Below are 25,909 nucleotides of genomic sequence, written 5' to 3'. Positions count from 1 at the left end.
TTTATAAAATTAGTAAGGTAGCATTAGAGCAATGCTACCTTTTTTCAAGGGCGAATGAGTTGCTCAATAGTGAGAATATGATTGGCATTAGAGTGAGGGAGGCTCTTTTGTAAGTGCATTAAAATATTCTTGTCCTTAATAATAATTTGAATTTCTGTATAGCTATATTGTTTTTGAACTTCTTGAACATATTCTGTAATTTTCAATAAATGAAGTGGGTTTTTCATTTCTACTTCTACAAAAAAGGGTAGTGTTAATTGATGTAAACTTAAGCAACCGCGACGAATCCAAATCGCTTCATTGACGTAATAACGGATAGGTAACTGGCGATTACTTGCGATAAATAAATCCATTTATTTCTCCTTTTTTATATCTTGATGTTAAAACGTGATGGATAGAATCGTTAAAATGATGGATAGCCCCGCCTCAAAGTGACGGATAGAACTATCAAAAAGCTGGATAGCCCTGCCCCCTCAAAGTATGGATAGAACGGTCAAAAAGATGGATAACCCGCCTCAAAGCGTGGATAGAACTATCAAAAAGATGGATAGCCCTCCTCGAAGTGTGGATAGAGCCATCGAAAAGATGGATAGCCCCGGCCTCAAAGTGACGGATAGAACGGTCAAAAAGATGGATAGCCCGCCTCAAAGCGTGGATAGAACTATCAAAAAGATGGATAGCTGCTTCAAAGTGATGGATAGCCCGCCTCAAAGCGTGGATAGCCCCCACCCTTCAAACCGAAGGATATTTGTATGCATCAATCGTCTCTAAAAAATATTTTAGTGCAGGTGATTGTACTTCGTCATTGCGATAAATAAACCAGGTCGGGATTTGAGCCTGCTTTGTTGCTAGTATGTGCAGCGACAGTGATTGAGTATCCATATATTTTTGAGCGATTGCACGTGGCAGTAATGTTACACCTAGCCCAGCAGCAACGCAGCCAATGATTCCGTCGAGGGTGCCAAATTCCATACGCTTTTGTGGTTGTACTCCGTCCTCACGTAACCAATGCTCCCAAATAGCTCTATATGAGCAGCCATGAGGAAAAGTAATAAACGTGCTGTCCTCTAATTCTCGTAGGCTATTGATTTGTTTATGCTTGTTAGATGTGATGACTACAAGCTCCTCACAAACAAATTCCTTTGCAAGGATATTTTCTTTATAAACGGGTCCGGCTACAAACGCACCATCTAATTCGTAGTTTTCTAATCGTTCGATATTTTTTTGAGATGGACTTGTCAATATCGTGATGTCCACCTGTTCATGGGCTTTATGAAAGGTTGTTAACAGAATTGGTAAGTGTAGTGCCGCAGTCGTTTCCATTGAACCGATACGTAAATGCCCTCTATTTTCCTCGGTATCTTGAAGTATTTCAAAGGATTTTTCATAGAGATGTAGCATTTTTAATACCATTTCATAAAATTGTTCTCCCTTTGGTGTCAATCGGATACCTCGATGTCCTCGATAAAAAAAGGTTGTTTGATACATGGCCTCAAGATTTTGTATTTTCATAGAGATGTTGGATTGGGTGTAATTAAGTTCTGCAGCAGCCTTGGAGAAGCTACCTGATTGTACGACTGTCCGAAAAATTAAAAGATCATTAATATTCATATATTCCCTCCAGCCATCAATTTATTTGATATCTATTATAACGAATTCGGGCTATTTGTGATATCTGAATTTTCGTTATAGTGAGAGGGAGGGGAGGGAAAATATGCACAAGCACACAGTTCAATATTTAGTAGGAGGCATTTTTGCATTAGTCATTGCCATGGCCATTGGTCGTTTTTCCTATACGGTGATCCTGCCGTATATGCAAGATACTTTTGCCTTTAGTCGTGCCACAGCAGGTTTTCTAGCAACGAGTAATTATTTAGGCTACTTAGTAGGGGCATTGGTGGCTGGTCGCTTAGAAATCGGGGATAAGCGTATTCCCTTTTTACAAATATCGCTCATTATTAGCATTTTGACAACGGCTATGATGGGCTTTACAGATGCTATTATCGCATGGTATGTATTTCGTTTTATTTCAGGGGTTATGAGTGCATTTGTTTTTGTAGTAGCTGCAAGCCTTGTACTCGATCAGTTAGCTGGGAATGGTAAATCACATTTATCAGGGCTTTTTTATAGTGGGGTAGGTACAGGGATTGCTCTAAGTGCGATTATTGTATCGCCCATTCATGCAATGTTTGATTGGGATGGAACATGGATTGCTTTGGCGTTATTTAGTGTCATATTACTTGTATTCGTTGTATTTTTCATTAAGCCAGTTACTCAACATACACAACAGAAATCAAGTAAGACAGTAGCAATGCGAAAATTCCCGCCTACGACATGGATGAAGTGGCTAATTTTGGCTTATAGCTTAGAAGGTCTTGGCTATATTGTCACGGGGACATTTATCGTATCAATAGCAGAAGAGTCAACAGGCTTTCATGGTGATGCAGCTTTTGTATGGTTTGTTGTTGGGATTGCTGCAATCCCATCTTGCATTGTTTGGTCTAAACTTGCACAGCGACACGGCTATGTGAGAACATTATTGATTTCTATGCTGTTTCAAGGGCTAGGCATTGTTTTACCAGCATTTGCGACAAATACGATGACACTATACACTAGTGCTTTTATTTTTGGAGCAACCTTTATGGGAATTACAACTGTGGCCACAACATTAGCAAGACGAATAGTGCCAGTGAACAGTCATCAAATATTAGGTTATCTAACAGCTGGTTATGCTTTGGGACAGATGTTAGGTCCTTCCCTTGCAGGAACATTAGCCAATTATACAAACAGTTATCAGTATGCATTGTTTGGCGCAACAGCTGTTGTAGTAGTTGGAGCTTTATGTCTAATTAGTGGATTAAAATATGAAAAAGAGAAAGTCGGAGAGCTCGCGACGTAAGTAAATAAACACAAAAGTAAGTAAGTCAACGAGCGACTTACTTACTTTTGTGTTAGTGGATATCACGTTTTTTGAAGTTCCCACCACGTACCTCTGAAACATCAGAAATAACTACGAAGGCACCTTCATCAATATCTTTAATAATCGATACAAGTTTATTTTCTTCCATACGGTTAATGACACAGTTTAATATATCAGTTGGTTCATTGGAGAAACCGCCACGCCCTTTAGTATATGTAACACCACGTCCTAAACGAGCTTGAATCGCATCACCAATTTCCTCTGATTTTGCACTGACAACACGAACATCTTTTGATTTTTCTAAACCTACTTGAATAATATCGATAACGTTTTTCGCAATATAGTACGTTAAAGCTGAGTATAATGCGCTTTCTAAGCCAAAAATAAAGCTTGCCCCTAAGAAAATAAAGGCATTAATAAATAATATAATATCCCCGACTGAAAACGGAATTTTACGTGATAGCAACACGGCTAAAACCTCAGAGCCATCTAAAGCGCCACCGTTACGTAAGACAATCCCAATCCCAACACCAAGTAACATACCACCAGATAAAACAATTAATAACGGATCATTTGGACCTAAAATTGTTTTAACATCGTGCATAAGAACTGTGGAAATAGAGAGAGCTGCTATCCCAGCACTACTCATCAATGCAAAAGTTTTACCTACTTGTTTGTAGCCAATCCAAATAAACGGAATGTTTAATACAAAGAGCAGTACGCCTAATGGAATACCAAAGAGGTGTGCGCCCATAATACTAATACCTGTCACGCCACCATCAATGACATCGTTCGGAATTAATACCGCTTCTAGTCCATATGCTGCGATGATGGCGCCAATTATAATCATGATAAATTTTCGTGTGTTTTCTACTGTCTTTCTTCTTTTCATAAATCTTCTCCATTTCTTTACGTAAAAATATTACTTAAGGTTTTGGAATAATATTTATAGCAATTGTTTTTGTCTCAGTCTCTTTGCTTGAGTCGGCCATATTATAGTATTTAAGAATTAAATCGTTTAATTCATTTTCAAAACTCATAAATTGATTAGTCGTTAATGTCAAATCGATAAATGAAAAAGTTGCTAAATCTGCAAGTCTTTCTTCTTCATCAAGTGAATTTAAATAATTTTGATATTGAGATAGTAAAGCTAATTGATAGTTGGAAACATAATTTAATTTTTGTTTGATCGTTAGTTGTGTCCAATCCTCCTGACTAAGTTTTTCTGCTCCTTCATTTAATGCATAAAATTTTTCTGTAACAGAACGTACTTTTCGCTCTTTCACAATTTTTATGATGTTTTCATCCATTAAGATTTGGATGTGACGATACAAAGTAGCTTGAGGTACATCCTTTATGATAGAAATCATCTCCAAAGTGCTTAAGCCTTCTTCTTTATCGTGCATTAGAGCTTGTAAAATTTTCATTCTCACAGGGTGCATTAAAACCTCTGCTTTATTCCGCATAAAAACGATCCTCCTATCAGATGGAATCAAGGGAAGCACAATCAAATGTTATCAATATGAGAACATTATCAATAAATATACTATATATTTTTTTTACAGATGTACAGTAGAAAGGTAATGAAATTTTTTACACCTTATGTTATCATTATCGATAATGATAATGAATGGAGGTTTTAGGAATGGAATTACACTATGGTTTTGATGAGTTAAGCCAACTGGATTGGGCAAGCATACTTCCAATCATTTTGCCATTGATATTCGTAGGATTTGTTCTAATCATTGTTGCATTATTCGATTTATATAGGCACCGACATACGCGGGAAAACATACTGATGTGGACAATTATTATTTTGTTCTGTAACTCAATTGGTTCTGTTCTATACTTCATTATTGGTAGAAAGGATGTAAATAAACGTGCGCTTAGAGATTAAAAATATTACGAAAAAGTTTAAACATAAAACAGCCGTGAATGATTTTTCAATGGTCATTGATTCCAATGAGTGTGTTGGATTAATTGGACCAAATGGAGCGGGAAAATCCACGTTAATTCAAATCATTGCCGACATTTTGAATGCAGACAAAGGAGAAATACTTCTTGATGGTCAAAAGATTTCAGCTATGAGAAATCAAATTGGTTACTTACCTCAGTATCCTAATTTTTTCTCATGGATGACAGCATTTGAAACATTGTCCTTTATGGGAACACTTTCAGGCATATCAAAAAATGAATTGCAGAAAGAAATTTCATTACTTTTAGAAAAGGTAGGCTTAGGGAAAGAAGCACATATACATGTCGGGACATTTTCAGGTGGTATGAAGCAACGCCTTGGTATTGCACAAGCATTGTTGCATAAGCCAGCTTTAATGATTATGGATGAACCGGTATCAGCGCTAGATCCAATAGGGAGAAGAGAAGTGTTAAATCTATTAAAAGAGATAAAAAAAGAAACGACAGTTTTAATATCAACGCATATATTGAGCGATGCGGAGGAATTTTGTGAGCGCTTTGTGATGATTAAAAATGGTCACAAAATAGAGGATGCTACAAAATCAGAGTTACTTGAGCGCCATCAAGAATCAGCTATCTTTTTAATGATTCGTAAGGTAGATTTTCAGTGGTTAACAATGCTTGAACAATTATCTTATGTGCAGAAAATCGAAAGCTGTGGAAATGGCTTCAAAATACACGTTGAAAATTTGGAAACAGATGCTAATCGATTAATACAGCACGGACTGGATTCAAAAGTGATGTTTATTAAATTTGAAGTGGGTATTCAAGACAATCTAGAAGAAATATTTTTAGAATTGGTGGTGTAAATGAATGAATGCTTTTATCGAATTAAGCAAAAAAGAAGTACATCAAATGGCAAGGGAGTTTAAAATATTGTGGCTCCCTATTGTATTTATTTTACTAGGGCTAACGCAACCGATTATGATGTATTATTTACCGGTTATTTTACAATCAGCTGGTGGTGTTCAAGGTATAACAATTGATCCTACGATGGCAAAGCCTGTGGGACAGGAGGTACTTGCCTCAACATTAAATTCACAGTTTGATCAGTTGGGCATTATTATTCTGGCCGTTGCCACTATGAGTATTATCCAAGGAGAGAAAGCTAATGGCATGATGGCATTTATCCTAACAAGGCCAGTATCGATATCTTCTTATTTAAATAGTAAAATCATCATCCATTATATTTTGGCTGTTATATGTATAGCTCTTGGCTATGCAGTGTCCTATGGCTATTCAGCATTTTTATTTACTACTGTTCCTATGACACAAGCTTTATGGGCATTAGTATTTTATTGTGTTTGGCTGTTATTCATCATTACGTTTGTTGCGATGATGAGTACATTTTTTAAAAGTCCTGCATTTATTGCACTAATAAGTATCGTTAGTTTATTAATATGTCGTTTTATCGCTGGGCTACATCCAATAATGGACGTTGTTAATCCTGCTAGTAATAGTATGTATGCAACAAATATTCTAATGTCGGGTGATATGGGATCTTGGTATGGCATCAATATTGTAGTAACACTGCTGTTAGTTTTATTGATGATCATTACGATGCAAAGTTTTATTGCGAAAAAGAAATTTTAACTTCTTTCAGCCATGTTTTCTGTGCGAAAGCGAAGCGACAGTTACAGATGTCTTTCGCCACTTTATGGGGTGATGAATACGGGTTTAAGCCGCTTTTCAGAACGTGTTCAAACATTAGGTGATATAAATGATATGGGATGAGGTGATGAAATTGTTATCGATACAAAATTTACAGAAATCATATGGACAACATGAGGTTTTAAAGGGTGTAGAGTTAAAAATAGAAAAGGGAGAAATACTGGGGTTTGTTGGGGGGAATGGTGCAGGTAAAACAACGACATTAAATTGTATTGCTGGATTAGTAGAACAAAATTGCGGAAAAATAATGATTAATAATGTTGCGAAATCACAGTCACTCGAATATAAAAAGCAATTTTATTATATACCTGATACGATTCATGTATTTCCAAATTTAGCTGCATATGATTGGATACATTTCGTTTTGAAACTATATGAAAAAACTGATGATGAAAAACTACAAAACTTCATTAACATCTTTGGCATGGAAAAAAGTATTTATAAACCGATGGGAACGTATTCTTATGGAATGCTTCATAAGATTGCGTTGATTACTGCTTTTACAATTAGTCCGCCTATCCTTATTATGGATGAGCCGATAAATGGCCTAGATCCACTAGCTGTCGTTGCTTTTAAAAATTGTATGAAAGAGTACGTTGAAAAGGGTGGAACCGTTCTCTTTTCCACTCATCTGTTAGATGTTGCCGAGAAAATTTGTCAATCAATTTCGTTTTTAAAAGATGGAAAGATTGTCTTGCATGATCGTGTTGAGAATTTGCTAGTCGATGGTAGCTTAGAGACTATTTTTATGGAGAAACAAGCAAATGAAGGATAATATCCAATTAATCAAATTCTTTTTAACATCTTTTTATGCAAAGCCAAAGCAGCCAGTTATTCAAGTACTCCTTTTGATTGCATTCATTTATGTAGCCACTCAGTATTTTGTGCTTACTCTAATTATTTACTTTATAGCGACCCCTGAGGAGTATTTATTTTATAATATTCTCCTTTCAAATGGTGTGACGTATATATTGATTTCATTTTTTGCTATTTCGGTAGTGTTTAGTCAAAGTGATTTTGCTATATTTGCTCATTTGCCCATTTCAGCGAAACGGGTTGTAATGTCGAAAATAATAAGTGGAGTAGCTTTACCGATGATGGTAGTAAGTATTCTATCAATACCGACGTTTTTCATATTACTGATAGAGTTTAAGCTAGCTGTCGCAGTAAAATCAATTGCATTTTTACTGATCATGAATGTATTAATTGTACTGTTCCTTCTATTTTTATTATCCATTTTGAATCATTATCGCAGTGTATTTATCAATACATCCGTGTATTTGCTTGTTAGGATGACTCTTATATTTGGTATTGGAATAAGCCCAATATTGTACTTTCTAATAAAAAATTATCATGCAATCAGCAATGTTTTAGCGAAATTAGATACTTCAACAATATCTTCCTTAAGTGCTTCAATTTCAGATTTTCTCGATTTAGGTTATCGTTTTGCAATGCAACATTCATTGGTGAAGACGCTTTTGCCATTGACTACTACAAAAAGTTTGATCTATTTCATCCTAGTATTCGCTCTATGTTATTTATTGTTTAATGCAACTATAAAAATGATTGCGTCTAAGTATTATGAACATGGCTTGCTTGTAAGTAGAATAGAAAAAACGACCAAAGTTTGGGGGAGGGATATTCAAAGTAGTTTGCTCAATTATTTGCAACGTGAATATTGGATTATCCAGTCTGAACCATACTTTAAAATGCAAGCTATTTTAGGGATTATTTTAACGCCAATTTGTACAATCATTTTTCTAACTTTACAGACGAACATTTTAAAGGCTGAATGGATGATTAACAATGAATCTTTTCTTTTTGTCTATATGGTTTTGTTCATGAGTTGTATGAACAATATTAGTGGAACTCCCTATTCAAGAGAGGGGAAATACTATGCATCTAGCATGACGTTGCCATTTGATCCACAAAAAATTTACATGGCAAAAGTTATGACTTCATCATGCATCGGCACAATATCGGCTGTAATAAGCTATATCATTTACATGCTATTTGGTAGAGGCGATATTATCGCGGGACTACATTTATTGATTACATTATTATTAGTCATTACGTATAATTTATTGTCCCCGCTTTATGATAGAAGGCATCCATTACTTGAATGGTCTAATCCATCTGAAGCAATAAAATCAAATCCTACAGTATTAATTAGCCTGCTATATGGACTACCATTATTGATTGTTGTTGCGCTTCTTCATTTCAGCTTGCTTACTTTCAATGTTTCTCCAGCGATGACAGCCCTAATTATTTTGGTAATTGTAACTCTATGTACATTTACAGTAATCTATAAAAAGTTTTTTGAAGGAAAGAATATGAAAGGATACGTGAACAATTGATTTTAAGAATAGATCCAATGAGTAAAATTCCTTTTTATCAGCAGTTAACCCAGCAACTACTTTGTGAAATAGCGACAGGAAATTTGCAAAATGGTGACCCGTTGCCCTCCATTCGTGATTTAGCAGCTAAAACAAACCTCAATCTTCATACCGTCCATAAAAGCTACAAGGAGCTTCAGAAGAAAGGAATAATCGATATAAAACCTAGCTCAAAAGCAATTGTTAAAAAGTCTGCTGAAGCAAAGGATGTTAACCTTCAACAAATAGCTATAATGGTCGAACAGATAATGTGTGAAGCTTATGTTTTAGGGATTAGCGAACATCAATTACAGCAGATGTTTCATGAGAATTTGCGAAAATATTATATTGAGCCTTAAAAGAAAAAGAGGTGACTTCTGCAATATACAGAAGCCATCTCTTTCAAATTTTTATAGTCAAATCCATTTGGATGTGGGGGATATAAAAAATAAGAGACTACCAAATTTATCAAGGTCACTGAAATAATCCACTTTATTTCATAAAGCGTACTTTTGACACAACTGTGCAATATAAAAAGTTATCTTTTAGTAACTTAGAAATAGAATTTCTTTATTAATATTTAGAAAGTCTTTATTAATATTTAGAAAGCCAGTCAATTAATTGATCATAGTTACTAGAGAATATAACATTATCTTTAGTATTAGACTGTTCCAGGTGATTTAGAATATCCCCTTCTTCTATTAAAAAAGCAACTGCAATAGTGTTGTCTAATATACCATTTGAGAAAAATTTGTCTTTCCATAATTTTTGTACAGAAAAATGTTCTGGGGTATAACCTTTACGGTTAACTAACAACTTATACTTTTTTTCTTGTTTAATAAACGAATAGCATGTTTGCTCAAACGAATTAAACCACATGTTTACATCAGCGATGGTGATGTAACCTGTTAAATTAGTAATAATAATATCTTCAAATGTAGAATTGAAATAAAGTTGCGATGTTTATAAAAAAGATACGATGTTTAAAATAAAGTCGCGACGATTATAAAAAAGTTACGATTAATAACCCTGGGTATTGGCTCAGTGGGCCACGTCCGGACGATGCCAGGTACGTGCTTTCCTTGTAGGTCGCCGTTTACATGCTTCAGGATGAGTTTGGAACGGTATCTGTAACCTTATTCCCGCAAGTTTTTCATCTTGTTCAAGAGCTGTTACTAGAAGATGAATTGCTTTACATTGAGAGAACGCTTGAAAAGCGCTTTGGTAGACCTCAAGTGAAAATAAAACATGCACAAACGACGAAAAGAATATGAAATTGAAGGGAATTTTAGAAACTGCATAAATTTTTATGCAGTTTTTTCTTTACTTTCAAATAATTATTTTGTAAGATAAAGCCAACTTCAAAAGTGGCCAGACCACTTTTGGATTCATTCAGTAAGAGACGCCATCATCTGAAGGTGGTGGATTTTGTTTCTTTATAGTAGGTATCCAAACACCTACTGAATGAAGATAAAGCCTTTGGATGCATTGTTTATCTGCGCGAAAGGAAAGCGACAGCATAATTATTCCAAGGCGAATAGATTGACCGAGGAGTTGATCGTATGGATAAAAAAACCGAACAAAAGAAAGTGTTTTTAGATATTGTCCAACAATTACGACAACTTATTAAAATAGAAAAAATACAGGCTGGTGAAAAGTTACCTTCCGAACGAGTCCTTTCAGAACGTCTAGGTGTCGGGCGATCCTCTGTGAGAGAGGCATTGCGAAGTTTAGAGTTATTAGGTCTTATCGAAACGAGACATGGGGAAGGTATGTTTCTAGCTTCTACACAAAAGCATCAGCTCGTAGAAATATTGTCGATGTTTATATTAGAAGGTGAAAAATCAAAAAAGGATGTCGAATTAACGCGACAAATTCATGAAAAGGAAGCCATTCGCGTTATAAGTTGTACAGAGACTCTGCGACCACTACCAGTGTGGGGCAGTTTTTTTGTAAAGCTAGAGATAGAAAGTACGATTAATTGTCGGGATGTTTTACGAGAAATAATCATCACGTCAGGAAATCGTCTTTCACTAAAAGTCTGGTTTCAGTTAGCAGTTTATACCGGTGACCGTTTAAATCGAAACTCAACAGAAGAAGAAAAATTAATCATTCAAACTATGTTGAAATCGATGCAGCTTGGCTATGAAAAAGAAGCATTAAAAGCTTACGAACAGTGGATGAATGCTGAACAAGGCATTTAGACAACAAAGGGGGAGTAAAACATGGCAATACGTAGCTTATTTAGTAAAAAGAAAGAGGACGGACAGGAAAAGGGATTTCCAGAAGGACTTATGACAAAATGTCCAGAATGCCGTCACATTCAGTTAACAAAGGAATTAGAAAAAAATCATAAAGTGTGTACAAAATGCGACCATCATTTCAAAATGACTGCACAGGAGCGCGTAGCATATTTCTTAGATGAAGGTTCATTTGTTTCAATGGATGATCATTTACAAACAAGTAATCCACTTAATTTCCCTGATTATGTAGAAAAAATTTCAGTGGCTAAACAACAAACGGGATTAAGCGAAGCTGTACTGACTGGGTTAGGTACTCTTGATGGAGAAGAAATTGTTGTAGCCATTATGGATTCTCATTTCCGTATGGGCTCAATGGGCTCCGTTGTAGGAGAAAAAATCACACGTGCCGTTGAAAAAGCTATTGAATTACGTGTACCGGTTATTATTTTTACTGCTAGTGGTGGAGCGCGCATGCAAGAAGGTATTCTATCATTAATGCAAATGGTAAAAACGAGTGTGGCGTTAAAACGTCATAGTGAAGAAGGACTATTATTTATTTCGATCATGACGCATCCTACATACGGTGGCGTTTCAGCAAGCTTTGCCTCTGTTGGAGATATTAATATTGCTGAACCACAAGCATTGATTGGCTTTGCTGGTCGCCGTGTCATTGAAGAAACATTAAGAGAAAAATTACCAAATGATTTCCAAAAGTCAGAGTTTTTACTAGAGCATGGTCAGCTTGATGCAGTTTTCCATCGGAAGGATTTACGAAATCAAGTAGTAATGCTTGTAAAAATGCATACAAAAGGCGGTGTGCAACATGTCTAAAAATTTAGCTTTTGAAGAACCAGTAATACAATTACGAGAAAAAATTGATGAATTAAAAACGATTGCTACAGAGGCAGATGTAGATATGACAGGCGAAATCGAAAAGCTTGAAACACGTCTAACACAGCTAGAACAATCTATTTATGCCAATATGAAGCCATGGGATCGTGTACAGGTTGCTAGACATCCAGAACGACCAACAACTTTACAATATATAGAAGCTATGTGTGAAAACTTTATTGAGTTACATGGAGATCGTACGTTTGGTGATGATGCAGCTATTCTTGGAGGAATTGCTCTCTTTGAAGGACAGCCCGTAACAATTGTTGGACATCAACGCGGAAAATCAACTAAAGAAAATATTCGACGAAATTTTGGTATGCCACACCCTGAAGGATATCGTAAGGCATTACGCTTAATGAAGCAAGCTGAGAAATTTAAGCGCCCAATTATTTGTTTTATTGATACAAAAGGAGCCTATCCGGGTAAGGTAGCCGAGGAACGCGGCCCAAGTGAAGCCATTGCTAGAATTCTCTCTGAAATGGCGATTCTAACAGTACCAGTTATTAGTATTGTTATTGGGGAAGGCGGAAGTGGGGGTGCCATTGCATTAGGGGTAGCTAATCGCGTCTTTATGTTAGAGAACTCAACGTATTCGGTTATCTCGCCTGAAGGGGCTGCATCGATCTTATGGCGAGATGGTAGCCTAGGGAAGCAAGCTGCAGAAGCAATGCGTATAACAGCACCTGACTTAAAAGAGCTCGACGTTATTGATGGAATAATCCCTGAAATAACTGGTGGAGCACACCGCAATGTTGCGAAGCAAGCATCTTATATAAAAGAATGTATAAGCGTCACACTAAAAGCATTGAATTCTCTAAATGGCGAACAATTAATTGAAGATCGCTATGAGAAATTCAGAAAGATTGGACAATATACAGAAGTTTAAATTCATTTTTAGGTTTTTGGACATGTGAATTTGTTCGTAAAGAGATAAAAATTGTTTCTTAAATAAATTAATATCCTAATGATGGAAGAAAAAAGAGTTGTAGTTTGTAAAAAAGATTGATCATTTATAATATAGTTTGATAAAAATAACTTCGCATTTAAATAAAACCCACGCATTTTGATCAAACTTTTTTCAAAATGCGTGGGTTTCTTCTATTATAAATCAACGTTTGCAACAAACTATTAATCAAACTTTATTCCAAACCAACATCAAAAACGGATGTACTTGTATTTTTAACATTTAATATAAAAATCAGCTCCTTAAAATCATTATAAACTAAACAATTATAAGTAGAATACTTAATATTTATTGCACAATACGAGAAAACTCTGCACTATTTGTTCAGCTAAGCCGTACATTTGTGGAACAAGGTCCATCCCCTGTTACTAGGAATACCCCAAGGCTTATTCCGTTAAATGGCCCGATTGTGGAATAAGAAAATTATCAATCTTTATTAAAGGCTGTTTTCTAAAAGATTGTTGCAATTAAAACATAAAAACAGAGTTAATCTACAAAATATGTGGAATCAACTCTGTTTTTATGTTTTATATTTCGAAAATCGAATATTTAACTACAGCACCTGTTAGTTGAAGAGGAAGTTTTAATTATTAGTACCTTTTGCTAATTCTTCGCTTAATTTTTTTATCTCTTCTGCTTGCTCTAAGATATTATTATCCACTTTTCTTATAGCATCATAAAGCTCAAAACCTACCACAAATACTAAGAATGCTATCAGTAAATCCATTTTCACACCTACTTAATTTATTATATATAATCAATAATAAACTAATTTAGTTAAATATGTAATTATAAATTGAACTTTGATAAACTATTAGCTGGTTTAGTTGAAGAGCAACAATCTTTACGAAAACAGCCTTATTAAAAGACCACAATAAAAGTTTGATTATAAAGTTTGATTATATATAATCAAACTCAAATCCTCTAAATATAAGGTCTAGTTTTATTTTATTATACTATTTACCATATATTATCCTTTGGAGTTCCTTACTTTTACAATGCTATATTAAAAACATCGCCACAATAGTTGTAATCACAAGGCCAATCGCCACTGGCAATAAATTACGCCTTGCAAGTTCGAATGGGCTAACATTGCATATTGCAGCAGCCGGGATTAATGCCCAGGGAATTAATGTACCGCCTCCTACAAAAATAGCTGTTATTTGTCCTAAAGCTGTTAAAGTTGCGGTACCTCCACCAATTGCATTGCCAAACAAACTACCGACGGAACCTGCTAAGGAAATACCTGAGAAGCCAGAACCATCTAAGCCTGTAATAGCGCCAACGACTGCTAAAGTGACGACTGCAATTCCTTTTGTTAATGGAACTACCGCAGCTAGACCCACACCGAGATCATTGACGATACCATGTGAAGCGGCTGGTAAGTAGTCACCAATAATTTGTGTAAATCCGGAATCTCCTAGATAGAAAAAGGCTGCGATTGGAATAACCGGTCCAAACACTTTAAATCCGAATTGGAAACCTTGAATGAAATAGCTTGTTGTCTTTTCAAGCCCTTGTTTTTTGTGAGCTACAACGCAAAGTAATAGTAGGATAAAGACAGATGTCCCTCCTATTAAAGCTGTTGCATCTCCGCCTTGTAATTTTAAGATAGACATGGCAATGACATCGAGTACAAAGGCAATTGGAATGAGTACTGCGAAAAAGCGTTTTTGTCCGAGTGTTAGCAGATTTTCAGTAATTACTTGTTCTACACCTTCATTTGTGTCGTTTGTAGCATATAAATTCGCTGATCCACGCTTCATATCACGTCGTAATAAAATATAAGCGACTACCGTAGTAACCACGCCCATTGTAATAGCAAGGGGAATACTAGCAGTCATTACCTCACTAACTGGAATACCAGCAGCATCAGCCGTTAGCTTCGGAGCTCCTTGTATAACAAAATCACTCGATAGAGCGATTCCGTGACCAAATAAATTCATCGCCATCGCCACACCAAGTGCTGGTAAGCCCGCACGTAGAGCAACAGGTAACAAAACTGCCCCTAAAAGTGCAACAGCAGGCGAAGGCCAGAAAAACCAAGAGATACACATCATTAATAGACCAATCGTCCAATAAGCTAAAGCGGGTGTTTTTATGATTTTCGTAAAAGGAGCAATCATGACTTCATTGATACCCGAGGCCATCATCACTCGACTCATGGCTACGATAATAGAAATAATGAGAATAGTCGACAAAAGCTCAGTGATGGCATAAATAAAGCTGTTAAAAATACCACTGATGGACGAAGTTAAATCGCCTGTAGCAACGATTGCTAACATAAATATGCCTAGTACGCAAATGAGGGTGGTGTCGCGACGTTTAACCATAAAGCCAATGATAAGGACAATAAAAACAATGTAAATCCAATGGAGAGCCCTCAATTCAATCCCCATGCGTTTCCCCCTCAATATTCGACCTGATTCTATAGAATATGAAGGGGAAAAAAGATGGTGATGATTTTGAAAAATTTCGACTTAAGTAGAAAATTGAAAAAGTAATAATAATATATAATAAAGGAGAGGTAGCAGAAAAGCTTGCTGATGCGGTGAATAAATATTTATTACCTGCTTCAATAAAAGAACTTTCTAAACAACAACGTCAACAGCAACAACATAATAAATTAAACGGAATCGAAAAAAACAATTCATAATAAGAAAACAATGTTGCAACATCAGTAATAGTCCAAGTTCGCAGCATTGTTTATTTTTTTATCGAAAAAGATTCCTAAAAAAATCTTTTGATACTTCGTACAGTAGTTAAATCATTACTAGGTGTAGAGTGGTTTGATATTAAAGAGTAGGGGGAAGTATGATTAAAAAGATTATAGTGTTAATTAATAGCATTCTCTGTATTTTACTAATAATGTCTACAGATAAAGTTTCGGCAACAATAAGTGATAGGGATGAGAAAATAAAACTGATTGAAGTTGAAATTGAGAGCAACATGAAAACACATGATATTCCGGGGATGGCCTTTGCGCTAGTTGATTCTAATGGGATTATTTATTCTAAAGGTTTTGGAATTTTAGATATACGAGAAGTTACCCAGCAGATTGACGAAAATACAAACTTTAACTTAGGATCGCTTTCTAAAGTGTTTACCACATTAGCTATTATACAGCTTCAGGAGAAAGGGTTTTTAAGTATTGAAGATCCTGTTGTTGACTATCTTCCTTGGTTTAAGACAAGAGATGCTTTAATGTCAAATCAAATTACTATTAAACATTTACTTAATCATTCGAGTGGTTTGCCAAGTCGTCTCAATGTTCATGATGTTAAAAGTATAGATCGCCGGAAGATTATAGATCAAATTAGTGAGAAACTAAGTAATGTTATGTTAGTTGCAAAACCCGGTGAAACTTTTGAATACACCAATATGAATACAGATTTGTTGCAAATAATTATTGAGGAAGTTTCAGGTGTCCCTTTTACAAAATATATGGATGAAAATATTTTTAAGCCTCTTGGAATGAACAGAACAGGGTATTTTACATTTGATAATCATCACCTTTCCAATACGGCAAGGGGGCATCGCTATCAATGGGATAAAATTAAACCTTATGAGGAAAAGCTAGTCTATGCTACATCTAGTTCGGCTGGGTTATCCTCAAATGCCACAGATTTAGCAAAGTTTATGATGTGTCTACTCAACGAAGGAATAACTCCTACGGGTAATCTGATTCATTCAAATAGTATTACAGAAATATTCAAAGCTAATAGATATGGCGTAGGGTACAATTGGTATGTATATCCTCATAATATGTATATGGAGGGTGGGTTACCAGGCTTCACTTCCACGATGGTCCTTTCTTCTGATAAATCCTTTGGTCTTGTTCTCTTATCAAATTCGAAACAAGATATAACATACCATTCTGGATTTAATTTATTTAGAATAGTGGAAGGAGGAGCACCTAAACCTTTATTAGGTAAGGATTTTCCAAAGGTGAATTCTGCCGCTAAGATAATTCTTGGTATCACAATCTTCATTTGTATTATTTAAACCTTTATATTAGGATCAACATTCTATAATTTAGCAAAAGGAAGACATAGGGTAGCTTTTGCAAAACCAAGTTTCAGTAGATTTTGTGTGATCATTTCCTTACTAGTATTATACTTTGGAGTAATGTATTACATTTACGTTTTACTACCTTTTTACGTGGGAGTTCCTTCGTTATTCAACTTAAAAAAAGAACCAGATGTCACATCAGGACTGATTATATTTAGTATAGTACATACATTGTTCTCTTTAGTTTTATTCTTGAAAATCCTAATAATTCAAAAGGTTAAACAGATCCAATCGGTATAGTTTAATTAGAAATTAAAGCGTTGATCCAACAAGGGATTAACGCTCTTTTTGTTGAAGTAAATTGAACGAACGAAGCAGGTTTAGTTGAAGCGTGTTATTAACTTGTATTCAACATAATGGAATAACTCGCTTTCGTTAAAAATGGATGATTATATAGCGGGAAGAAAAAATATATAAAAAATGTCACAAAAAATAATAAAAATCAGTACATTTAAAAGATAATATTCCGATATTTAATAAGTCCAATGTCTAACGTCTATATTTACGATGCATCCACTTTTTGAAATAAAAAGTAATTTCAACGCCTTTATACAAAAATTTGAATAATAAATTAATCCTCTTTCTTTAGAAAGTTAAAGCTCTATTAAACCGGATGTTATTCGAATAACATTAGGAATTCCTAAAAACAAAAAAAATATTGTAATAGAGCATTGAGAGATAGTAACAGGAGGAACAAAATGAGAAATTATTTCGAAAATCCGTACATAAATAGTGAGCAACAACTAATAAACTTGGTCAGTGAAATTAGTGAATATAAAGGAATGTTGACCGCTTATAAAGAGCAGAGACCTGACATATTCACTAGCCTTGAAAAAGCTATACCCCTACAATACATAAAAAACTATGTTTCAGTTTATGAGGATATAAAAGTTTCAAATAAGCGATTAAAAGAACTTATTATAGATGATATGATCCCCCAATCCATTTCGGAAGATGCGATATTTTGTTATTATGAAACTTTGACTCTTGTACATAAAAAATCTTGTGCTTTTTCTATAAGTCCAGATACTATACAAGAATTGCATTTCCAATTAATTCATTATAATACCTCTGATGGAGCAAAATGGCGCCAAAAGCCATTTTCTATCCCTGGACTTCCCGAAAAAGGGATGCATACGATTTGTTATCGTCCTCTTCCACCTGAAAATATTCCATGGGCAGTAGAACAATTATGTAACCAGTACAATTTATTAAACCGTAAAAAAGAGTTGCCTACACTTATATTGATAGCTCGTTTTATATTGAATTTTTATTGCATAATTCCTTTTAGTCAAGGTAATGGTAGATTAACACTTATGTTAATGCAATTACTATTAGTAAAAAACGGACATACATTTGTAAAATATGTTTGTTTAGATGAATATATAAAGAAAAGAGAATCAGAATACTATGAAGCCATATTTAAATCATCGGTTAATTGGTATTGTAATGGGCATAATATTAGCTTCTGGTTAAAAGAGTTCTTAATTATTATTTTAGAAGCTTATGAAGATCTACATAGCAGAGTACTGGATTCTATATGTAAACATACTAAGGTAGAGCGAATTCAGAATTTTATTCATAATCAAAAACAGCCTTTTACAAAAGAATGTATTCGAAGCATTTATCCAGATATAGCTGAAAGTACTATTAGTAAAGCTTTAACTGATTTGCAACTATTAGGTGAAATCAAACTTATTTCAAAAGGGAGAAATGCGCGCTGGATGAAAGTAGAGTCTTAATCTACACTTTTTGAAGTTGGGGCTAATCAGTTTTTTCTAAACAAATCAAGAAATCTACTCTGAGAACCAATTGCCAATCTTTAATCGGCAATTGGTTTTTTAGTTTTCAAGGAATGGAAAGCTTTCCGTTAATAAAATATTCCAACGAAAGTATTCGTTTTGCCTTTTTTCACAATAAAAAACGCCCTTTCTAACATGACCAATATGTCTAAATATAGAAGATTTATTTTCTATTTCATTGGCAAAAGTATGTCAATATTGTAACTTCAATCCGCTTATTTTCACCATATTATGGCACTTTCAAGTTAATTTTGTTCATATTAATCTACTTTAAAATCAAAATTACAGCGAAAATTAACTATTTTACATGTAAAATAGATTATTTTTACTGCGATTTGCTAAAAATTGTGACTATACCTAAAATTTACATTACAGGGGAATTGTGAATTATTTTGGCAAGAATCTTTCCTGTAACTATAAGTATATTAAGGGGACTTAAGAAGTAATTACATAAATGATTTTGAAAAATATCATCTAAGGAGGTAAACAAAATGAAAAAGAAAATTATTACAGGATTAATGATGACGTCTATTTTTACTACGGGGGCTATTCCTATACATACTTTTACAACACCTATAGCTCAAGCGGAAATTCAAGAAGAGAACATAGCTATTTCCTCATCTTTAAGAAAATTAGGTGCACAGTCTAAATTGACTCAAATGTATATAGATCAGGCTTTATTAAGCCCTAATGTACAGCTAGAGGAAATACCAGCTTTAAACACAGAGCAATTTCTAATAAAACAGGATATGAAAGAATGGTCATCGGAACATTATCCAAAATTAATGCTAATAAATTCAAAAAGTAAAGGGTTTGCCACTAAATTTAATAACTATTATCCAACATTAAAAGGATATGTAGATAATAAGGACGATAAAGAAGGTTTTTTGGATAGATTAGAAGTCCTTCAAGAAATGACTATGACGAATCAAGAAAATGTGCAACTTCAGATTAATGAATTAACAGACCTTAAATTACAGCTTGAAAAAAAACTTAAAGATCTCGATACGGATGTGACAAAAGCTCAGGGAGTACTAAGTTTAGAGGGAACAGGGAAGATAGACAAGCTAAAAGACGAATTACTAGATACTAAAAAATTAATTCAAAATGATTTACAGCAAATTGCATTCCTTCCGGGAGCTTTAAATGTACAAGGACTTAAAATATTCCAAGAGATTTATAGTCTTGCAAAAGATGTTATCGACCCTGCTGCTCAAACAGCGGCGGCGGCGTATAACAAAGGAAAAGAAATTAATAAATCTATTTTAGAAGCAGAGGAAAAAGCAGAGCAAGAAGCAAAAGAAAAGGGTAAATCTGCTTTAGAGATTGAAGCTGCTAAAAAAGAAGCTCGTGAAGCAATTGAGAAAAATAAAAAAGGTGAAATTGCTGCAGCTGCAGCTACAAAAGCGAAAGAGTATGACCTTATGAAAGCAATTGACCCAGAAAAAATCAAAAAAACTTATAGTACCTTCGCTGAAGTAAATAATTTAAAGGCAGAACAACGAGCATATTTAGATGATTTGGAGCAACAAAATCAAAAATTATATGATTTAACAACGAAACTAACGATAGCAGATTTACAAAAATCAATGCTACTTCTTATGCAACATGATTTGCATACATTCGCTAGCCAAGTAGATGTAGAACTTGACCTATTGAAACGCTATAAAGAAGATTTGAACTTAATAAAAAATAGTGTCACAAAATTAAGTACTAATGCTGATACTACTGACAATACAACTCAGAAAGATACATTAAGACGATTAAAAAATATAATAAGTCAACTAGAGGAACAAGCTGATAAATTTTAATATCCTGAAATTTAAAATTATAAAAATCTATCGAAGTTTGGGAGGAAATTAATATGAAGAAATTCCCTTTTAAAGTGTTAACCGTGGCTACTTTGGCAGCGGTTATAACCGGAGCTAACAGTGGTACTATTCACGCACTTGCACAAGAACAAATCACTCAGGAACAAAAAATAGGAAATTATTATACATTAGGACCTGAAGGGCTGAAAAAAGCGTTAGCTGAAACAGGATCACATATTCTTGTAATGGATTTGTACGCAAAAACAATGATTAAACAGCCGAATGTAAATCTATCCAATATTGATTTAGGTTCAGAAGGGGGAGAATTAATCAAAAATATTCACCTTAATCAGGACCTATCTCGAATCCATGCGAATTATTGGTTAGATACGGCGAAGCCAAAAATTCAAAAGACAGCACGTAATATTGTCAATTATGATGAACAATTTAATAACTATTACGACACATTAATAGACACTGTACAAAAGAAAGATAAGGAAGGCTTAAAAGAAGGTATAGGTGATTTAATCAGTACAATTAATACAAATTCAAAAGAAGTTACAGAAGTAATTAAAATGTTAGATGCCTTCAAAACAAAACTGTATACAAATACTATAGATTTTAAAAATAATATAGGCGGTCCAGATGGGAAAGGTGGATTAACGGCAATATTAGCGGGAAAACAGGCATTGATTCCACAACTTCAAGCTGAAATTGAGAATCTACGTTCCACTCAGAAAGCCCATTTTGACAATGTATTAGCATGGTCGATTGGTGGAGGCTTGGGAGCAGCTGTTTTAGTTATTGGAACTATTGCAGGAGGAGTAGTCATTGTTGTGACTGGCGGAACTGCGACACCGGCTGTTGTAGGCGGCCTTGCAGTTCTCGGTTCAGCTGGTATTGGTTTAGGAACAGCAGCTGGTGTTACGGCTTCTAATCATATGAACTCCTATAACGAAATTTCGAATAAAATCGGAGACTTAACGATGAAAGCTGATTTTGCTAACCAAGCTGTTATTGCTCTTACTAACGCTAAAGACACTTTGACATATCTGTATCAAACAGTGGATCAAGCAATAATGTCTCTGACGAATATTCAGCAACAATGGAATACAATGGGAGCAAATTATAAAGATTTATATGATAATATCGATCAAATGCAAGAACATAAGCTCTCTTTAATACCTGATGATTTAAAAGCTGCTAAACAAAGTTGGAATGATATTCATCAAGATGCAGAATTTATTGCAAAAGACATTGCCTTTAAACAAGAAGAAAAGAACTGAAATACAGTAGGAGGAATTTAAAATGAATAAAACATCTCTTTACAAAGTACTCGCTGTATCGACGTTTTTAACTTTGACAACTACAGCTGTAGTATCTCCAGTAGCAACATTTGCTGAGACAAGTAAAATTGAGCAAACTAACAATAGTGAGACGTCTCTTTCAGCAAACGAAGTGAAGATGAAGGAAACCTTGCAAAAGGCGGGGCTTTTTGCAAAATCTATGAATGCCTATTCTTATATGTTAATTAAGAATCCAGATGTCAATTTTGAAGGAATTAAGATTAATGGCTATCCAGATTTGCCTGGTAAAATAGTACAGGATCAAAAGGATGCTAGAGCACATGCCCTTACATGGGATACAAAAGTAAAAAAACAGCTGATAGATACATTGACAGGTATTATTGAATACGATACAAAATTCGAAAATTATTATGACATAATTGTAGAGGCCATTAATACAGGAGATGGAGAGACGTTAATAGAAGGGATTACAGATTTACGAGAAGAAATTCAACAAAATCAAAAGTATGCACAACAATTAATAGTAGAATTAACTAAATTACGAGACGCTATTGGACAAGATGTTAGAGCATTTGGCAGTAACAAAGATCTTTTACAATCGATTTTAAAAAACCAAGGTGTTGCAGTTGAGGATGATCAAAAGCGACTAAAAGAAGTTTTAGAATCAGTAAACTACTATAAAAAATTAGAGTCTGATGGAATAATAACAGTATCTGTGCCCTCTATTCCGACGTGGATTGCTGGTGGTATTATGTTAGGGGTAGCAAGAGATCAATTAGGTCAATTAGAACCGTTATTAGCACAATTAAATCAGACAGTTGATTATAAAACAACATTAAATCGTGTAGTTGGAATTGCACATAGTAATATTAGTGAGATGTACAATGCACTAGATGATGCTATTAACGCACTTACTTTTATGTCTACACAATGGAATGATTTAGACTCTCAATATTCAGGCGTTCTGAGACACATCGAGAATGCATCTGAAAAAGCGGAACAAAATAAATTCAAATTTTTACTACCTAACTTGAAATCAGCTAAAGATAGCTGGGGAACATTAAAAGTAGATGCAGATACATTAAAAGCAGGGATAAAAGAGTTGAAAATATAGCCTGTTTTCAATATATATTACTATAATAGAAAAGTAGATTTGGGGAATATTTCATTTCCCAAATCAGCTTTTTTATTTTAGTTTTTTAGACTTCTTTTTTGCAATTAGAACACTTTCTTAGCAACTAGTGTAGTACTTACATGTCTAATATAGACCCGCAACGTGGTACAGAAATATTTTTATGTAAAAATCGTTCAGGCCAGACAGTTATTTTCTTTCATCATAACTAACTGCCCAACCTTTTTTGATGTAACAACCAAAATAACTTTGTGTCTTTACTTGTAAGATAAATTTACACACCATCAGATGTACCAGCCAAAGAAAGTATATTAGCCAATTAGTGTGTTATATCAATAAATCCGTTACGACCTGAACAATTAGCAAGAAAAAAATGATGGGTAATGAAATTTGAATCCATTTTGTTTTGATATAAGGAATTATCTTTAAACCTAAGAACGAGCCAACGATAGAGCCAATTGAAACAGGAATAGCGATTCCCCAATTAACAATACCCGTAAAGTAGTAAAAGAGAAATGCGCCTGTACAACTTGAAAACGTAATAATTCTTGTTAACTCAACTGCTTTTATATAGGTATATTGCTTTTTAAGATGATAGGTTACATTCATTAGGGCTGAGCCTGGTCCAAAACCACCATCATATATTGAAATCGCAAACGGAATAAGTTTATTAATTGGTTGTTCCTCTGCCTCTTTAATATCCTTTACCATAAATTTATTACTGCAAAGCACAATGAAAAATGCGAAAATTAAGAATACACAAGCTACAACATTCATGACTTGTTCTGATAATCGAGTGGCTAAAAATGCGCCCAATACACCTCCTAAACTAGATATCATAATTAAAGATGTGAATTTTTTTAAAGATAAATGTCCTTTAATTACAAACGATACGACATTTGATAGAGCTGAAATTCCTGTCGCAAATTTATTAACTGCTACAGTTGTATGTATCGGAATGCCAATAAGTAACATTGCAGGCAACAAGATAAAGCCTGCAGCGCCGAAAAGAACACCAATGACTGCTGCGAGTAAGCCGATTGTAAATAAAATAAATCCATTTACTGATAACCATTCATGTAGTAAAATTTCCATCAAATCACCTCTACACTTAAATTACTGCTAAACTATATATAAAACAAATATATATAAATTGCTTATTCATAAATTTAATTTATGGATAGGGAGGAGTGAATAAAATGAATTTGCATGGATTAAGGATTTTTACGAATGTAGCAAAGCTTGGAGGAATTACCGCAGCAGCGAATAAAATGCTTCTTAGCCAACCAGCTGTCACTATTCAAATTCGGAAATTAGAGAGCGAAATAGGAACAAAATTGATTGAAGGGAAAGGACGTGGCATTCAATTAACTCCTGAGGGGAAGTTTTTGTATGAGCAGGGAATGCGTTTATTTTATTTAGAAGCACAAATTGATGAAAAGCTCGGTAAATTTTTAGCGAAAGAAGAAAAAATACATATATCTTCGTCCTATATACCGACAAACTATATACTCCCGTCTATTATAGCAGCGTATAAGCTTGCTAATCCTCACATTGAATTTTTTGTGTCGTTGGGCAATGTGAAATCTGTGGAAGAGCAAGTTCTTAATTATGAAGTAGATTTTGGTTTTGTCGTACAAAATAAAATTGGTCATCCTGATTTACAGTTTGAAAAAATAGTAGATATCCCGTTTTGGTTTGTTGTTCACCCATCACATTCTTTAGCAAATCAAACTGTCTCCATTTATGAATTATCGAAGGAGGACTTTATTTATCGGGAACGAGGAAGCTCGACACTTGATTTATTGGAGTCGGTTTTTTACACGTTTAACGGTCCATTACCTAAATTAGGACTTCAAATGCAAGGCTTACATGAATCGATTAAAGTAGTAGAAGCAGGGTACGGTATGACTTTAGCACCGTCCTACAGTGTGACGGAAAGTATAGCAAATGGGAAACTAGCTCGGGTATATGTAGAACATGCAGATATTCAGCAAAGTTTATTTATTTGTACACGCAAATCAGATATAGAAGAGCATCCATTTATTCAGTATTTAAAAGATCATTTAAACACTATAAATTAACTAACTTAAATGCAATAGAACCAAAATCGGGAACAAGCATTAGAATGTTTATTCTCGATTTTTGCATATAATTTCTCTACTTTTTTATTTCCATTCCTTGTAATAATAATATATAGTAATTGTACTCAAACACAGTGAGTAATTTAATTCTTTAGTATTTAGGAGGATATCATGGGAAGATTAGTTCATTTTGAAATTCATGTAAGTGACATGGAACGTGCAAAGAAATTTTATGGAGAGGTATTCGGATGGTCATTTCAAGATTGGAGTGATTATGCAGGAATGCCTTACTTTGGAGCAGTGACTGGCAATGAAGACGAGCATGGAATCGATGGTGCTTTAATGCAACGTCAAGGTCCTTCTCCGGAACCGAACCAGGCCTTAAACGGATTTGCTTGTACAATGGGTGTGGAAAATTACGATGTAACAGAGGCTAAAATTTTTGAGAATGGTGGCACAGTGGCAATGCCGAAATATGCTCTTCCTGGAATGGCGTGGCAGGGATACTATATTGATACTGAAGGCAATATATTCGGAATTCATCAGCCTGACAAAAATGCAAAATAGCATTTGCTAAGATCAATAAAATTTACAGTCATAAGACACTCAATTGATTTGACTTTAACTACATTAAAAGACCTGAGTTTGGTATTGTACCAGC

General features: G+C 34.5%; 26 protein-coding genes. 18 read left to right on the top strand and 8 right to left on the bottom strand.

Translation table 11 applies throughout. From position 1 onward, the window contains the following. Nucleotides 1–44: 44 nt before the first annotated feature. The 3 genes from ABH966_RS04425 to ABH966_RS04415 all read right to left on the bottom strand — a co-directional run bounded on the left by ABH966_RS04425 (nucleotide 45) and on the right by ABH966_RS04415 (nucleotide 1,611). Nucleotides 45–353 (bottom strand): hypothetical protein, encoded by a 309-nt coding sequence (locus ABH966_RS04425; protein ID WP_370076109.1) that lies wholly within the window; start codon nucleotides 351–353, stop codon nucleotides 45–47. Between the two features lie 94 nt (nucleotides 354–447). Next, a complete protein-coding gene (locus ABH966_RS04420; RefSeq protein WP_370076107.1) occupies nucleotides 448–711 on the bottom strand; it encodes a hypothetical protein in 264 nt (87 codons plus the stop codon). 21 nt (nucleotides 712–732) lie between these two features. Continuing rightward, a complete protein-coding gene (locus ABH966_RS04415; RefSeq protein ID WP_370076105.1) occupies nucleotides 733–1,611 on the bottom strand; it encodes a LysR family transcriptional regulator in 879 nt (292 codons plus the stop codon). A gap of 103 nt (nucleotides 1,612–1,714) precedes the next feature. Here ABH966_RS04415 and ABH966_RS04410 point away from each other — a divergent pair, with 103 nt between their 5' ends. Then, nucleotides 1,715–2,899, top strand: coding sequence for a YbfB/YjiJ family MFS transporter (locus tag ABH966_RS04410; RefSeq protein ID WP_370076103.1), 1,185 nt, complete (start codon nucleotides 1,715–1,717; stop codon nucleotides 2,897–2,899). Nucleotides 2,900–2,951: 52 nt separating this feature from the next. On the opposite strand, the gene ABH966_RS04405 is transcribed toward ABH966_RS04410, so the two are convergent. Together ABH966_RS04405 and ABH966_RS04400 are read right to left on the bottom strand one after the other, a co-directional pair. Beyond that, nucleotides 2,952–3,812, bottom strand: coding sequence for a YitT family protein (locus ABH966_RS04405; RefSeq protein ID WP_370076101.1), 861 nt, complete (start codon nucleotides 3,810–3,812; stop codon nucleotides 2,952–2,954). A 34-nt stretch (nucleotides 3,813–3,846) separates the two neighbouring features. After that, entirely contained in the window at nucleotides 3,847–4,386 is a 540-nt protein-coding gene (locus tag ABH966_RS04400; protein ID WP_370076099.1) for a helix-turn-helix domain-containing protein, read from the bottom strand. A gap of 179 nt (nucleotides 4,387–4,565) precedes the next feature. On the opposite strand from ABH966_RS04400, the gene ABH966_RS04395 reads away from it, so the two are divergent. The 10 genes from ABH966_RS04395 to ABH966_RS04350 all read left to right on the top strand — a co-directional run bounded on the left by ABH966_RS04395 (nucleotide 4,566) and on the right by ABH966_RS04350 (nucleotide 12,963). Further along, nucleotides 4,566–4,817 carry a PLD nuclease N-terminal domain-containing protein gene (locus tag ABH966_RS04395; protein WP_370076097.1) on the top strand — a complete coding sequence of 84 codons (252 nt, stop codon included), beginning with the start codon at nucleotides 4,566–4,568 and terminating at the stop codon, nucleotides 4,815–4,817. Next, nucleotides 4,801–5,703: an ABC transporter ATP-binding protein gene (locus ABH966_RS04390; RefSeq protein ID WP_370076095.1), complete on the top strand. Its 903-nt coding sequence runs from the start codon at nucleotides 4,801–4,803 to the stop codon at nucleotides 5,701–5,703. Before ABH966_RS04395 ends, ABH966_RS04390 begins: the two co-directional genes overlap by 17 nt. 4 nt (nucleotides 5,704–5,707) lie before the next feature. Next, nucleotides 5,708–6,487: an ABC transporter permease gene (locus tag ABH966_RS04385; protein ID WP_370076093.1), complete on the top strand. Its 780-nt coding sequence runs from the start codon at nucleotides 5,708–5,710 to the stop codon at nucleotides 6,485–6,487. A 151-nt stretch (nucleotides 6,488–6,638) separates the two neighbouring features. Then, a complete protein-coding gene (locus tag ABH966_RS04380; RefSeq protein ID WP_370076091.1) occupies nucleotides 6,639–7,340 on the top strand; it encodes an ABC transporter ATP-binding protein in 702 nt (233 codons plus the stop codon). Beyond that, nucleotides 7,330–8,922 (top strand): hypothetical protein, encoded by a 1,593-nt coding sequence (locus ABH966_RS04375; protein WP_370076089.1) that lies wholly within the window; start codon nucleotides 7,330–7,332, stop codon nucleotides 8,920–8,922. Before ABH966_RS04380 ends, ABH966_RS04375 begins: the two co-directional genes overlap by 11 nt. Then, nucleotides 8,919–9,299, top strand: a complete 381-nt coding sequence (locus ABH966_RS04370) for a GntR family transcriptional regulator (RefSeq protein WP_370076087.1) — start codon at nucleotides 8,919–8,921, stop codon at nucleotides 9,297–9,299. Before ABH966_RS04375 ends, ABH966_RS04370 begins: the two co-directional genes overlap by 4 nt. 741 nt (nucleotides 9,300–10,040) lie before the next feature. Continuing rightward, nucleotides 10,041–10,214, top strand: coding sequence for a hypothetical protein (locus ABH966_RS04365; protein WP_370076085.1), 174 nt, complete (start codon nucleotides 10,041–10,043; stop codon nucleotides 10,212–10,214). 288 nt (nucleotides 10,215–10,502) lie between these two features. Further along, on the top strand, nucleotides 10,503–11,144 hold the full coding sequence (locus tag ABH966_RS04360) for a FadR/GntR family transcriptional regulator (RefSeq protein ID WP_370076083.1): 642 nt from the start codon (nucleotides 10,503–10,505) through the stop codon (nucleotides 11,142–11,144). A 21-nt stretch (nucleotides 11,145–11,165) separates the two neighbouring features. Beyond that, complete coding sequence (gene accD, locus ABH966_RS04355; RefSeq protein WP_370076081.1) at nucleotides 11,166–12,014, top strand: acetyl-CoA carboxylase, carboxyltransferase subunit beta; 849 nt, start codon at nucleotides 11,166–11,168, stop codon at nucleotides 12,012–12,014. Further along, entirely contained in the window at nucleotides 12,007–12,963 is a 957-nt protein-coding gene (locus tag ABH966_RS04350) for an acetyl-CoA carboxylase carboxyltransferase subunit alpha (RefSeq protein ID WP_370076079.1), read from the top strand. Before accD ends, ABH966_RS04350 begins: the two co-directional genes overlap by 8 nt. Before the next feature lie 661 nt (nucleotides 12,964–13,624). Here ABH966_RS04350 and ABH966_RS04345 read toward each other — a convergent pair. Continuing rightward, complete coding sequence (locus ABH966_RS04345; protein ID WP_370076078.1) at nucleotides 13,625–13,768, bottom strand: hypothetical protein; 144 nt, start codon at nucleotides 13,766–13,768, stop codon at nucleotides 13,625–13,627. Between the two features lie 274 nt (nucleotides 13,769–14,042). Continuing rightward, nucleotides 14,043–15,440: a hypothetical protein gene (locus ABH966_RS04340; RefSeq protein ID WP_370076076.1), complete on the bottom strand. Its 1,398-nt coding sequence runs from the start codon at nucleotides 15,438–15,440 to the stop codon at nucleotides 14,043–14,045. A 415-nt stretch (nucleotides 15,441–15,855) separates the two neighbouring features. Between ABH966_RS04340 and ABH966_RS04335 the strand changes: the two genes are divergently transcribed. The 5 genes from ABH966_RS04335 to hblA all read left to right on the top strand — a co-directional run bounded on the left by ABH966_RS04335 (nucleotide 15,856) and on the right by hblA (nucleotide 23,146). Further along, complete coding sequence (locus tag ABH966_RS04335) at nucleotides 15,856–17,046, top strand: serine hydrolase domain-containing protein (protein WP_370076074.1); 1,191 nt, start codon at nucleotides 15,856–15,858, stop codon at nucleotides 17,044–17,046. 764 nt (nucleotides 17,047–17,810) lie between these two features. Next, nucleotides 17,811–18,854, top strand: coding sequence for a Fic family protein (locus ABH966_RS04330; protein ID WP_370076073.1), 1,044 nt, complete (start codon nucleotides 17,811–17,813; stop codon nucleotides 18,852–18,854). Nucleotides 18,855–19,405: 551 nt separating this feature from the next. After that, nucleotides 19,406–20,725, top strand: a complete 1,320-nt coding sequence (gene hblC, locus ABH966_RS04325; RefSeq protein ID WP_370076071.1) for a hemolysin BL lytic component L2 — start codon at nucleotides 19,406–19,408, stop codon at nucleotides 20,723–20,725. 53 nt (nucleotides 20,726–20,778) lie between these two features. Further along, the gene (hblD, locus tag ABH966_RS04320) at nucleotides 20,779–22,011 is read left to right on the top strand and encodes a hemolysin BL lytic component L1 (protein WP_370076069.1); all 1,233 of its coding nucleotides are present in this window, start codon (nucleotides 20,779–20,781) and stop codon (nucleotides 22,009–22,011) included. Between the two features lie 22 nt (nucleotides 22,012–22,033). Continuing rightward, on the top strand, nucleotides 22,034–23,146 hold the full coding sequence (hblA, locus tag ABH966_RS04315) for a hemolysin BL binding component B (protein ID WP_370076067.1): 1,113 nt from the start codon (nucleotides 22,034–22,036) through the stop codon (nucleotides 23,144–23,146). 345 nt (nucleotides 23,147–23,491) lie between these two features. Here hblA and ABH966_RS04310 read toward each other — a convergent pair whose 3' ends face one another. Beyond that, the gene (locus ABH966_RS04310; protein WP_370076065.1) at nucleotides 23,492–24,259 is read right to left on the bottom strand and encodes a sulfite exporter TauE/SafE family protein; all 768 of its coding nucleotides are present in this window, start codon (nucleotides 24,257–24,259) and stop codon (nucleotides 23,492–23,494) included. A 104-nt stretch (nucleotides 24,260–24,363) separates the two neighbouring features. On the opposite strand from ABH966_RS04310, the gene ABH966_RS04305 reads away from it, so the two are divergent. Both ABH966_RS04305 and ABH966_RS04300 read left to right on the top strand, forming a co-directional pair. After that, a complete protein-coding gene (locus ABH966_RS04305) occupies nucleotides 24,364–25,248 on the top strand; it encodes a LysR family transcriptional regulator (protein WP_370076063.1) in 885 nt (294 codons plus the stop codon). A 171-nt stretch (nucleotides 25,249–25,419) separates the two neighbouring features. Further along, the gene (locus tag ABH966_RS04300) at nucleotides 25,420–25,815 is read left to right on the top strand and encodes a VOC family protein (protein WP_370076061.1); all 396 of its coding nucleotides are present in this window, start codon (nucleotides 25,420–25,422) and stop codon (nucleotides 25,813–25,815) included. The last annotated feature ends 94 nt before the right edge of the window (nucleotides 25,816–25,909 follow it).

It is taken from the genome of Lysinibacillus sp. RC46, from assembly GCF_041262385.1.
Lineage (GTDB): Bacteria > Bacillota > Bacilli > Bacillales_A > Planococcaceae > Lysinibacillus.
This window is presented reverse-complemented; position numbering and strand designations above follow the sequence as displayed.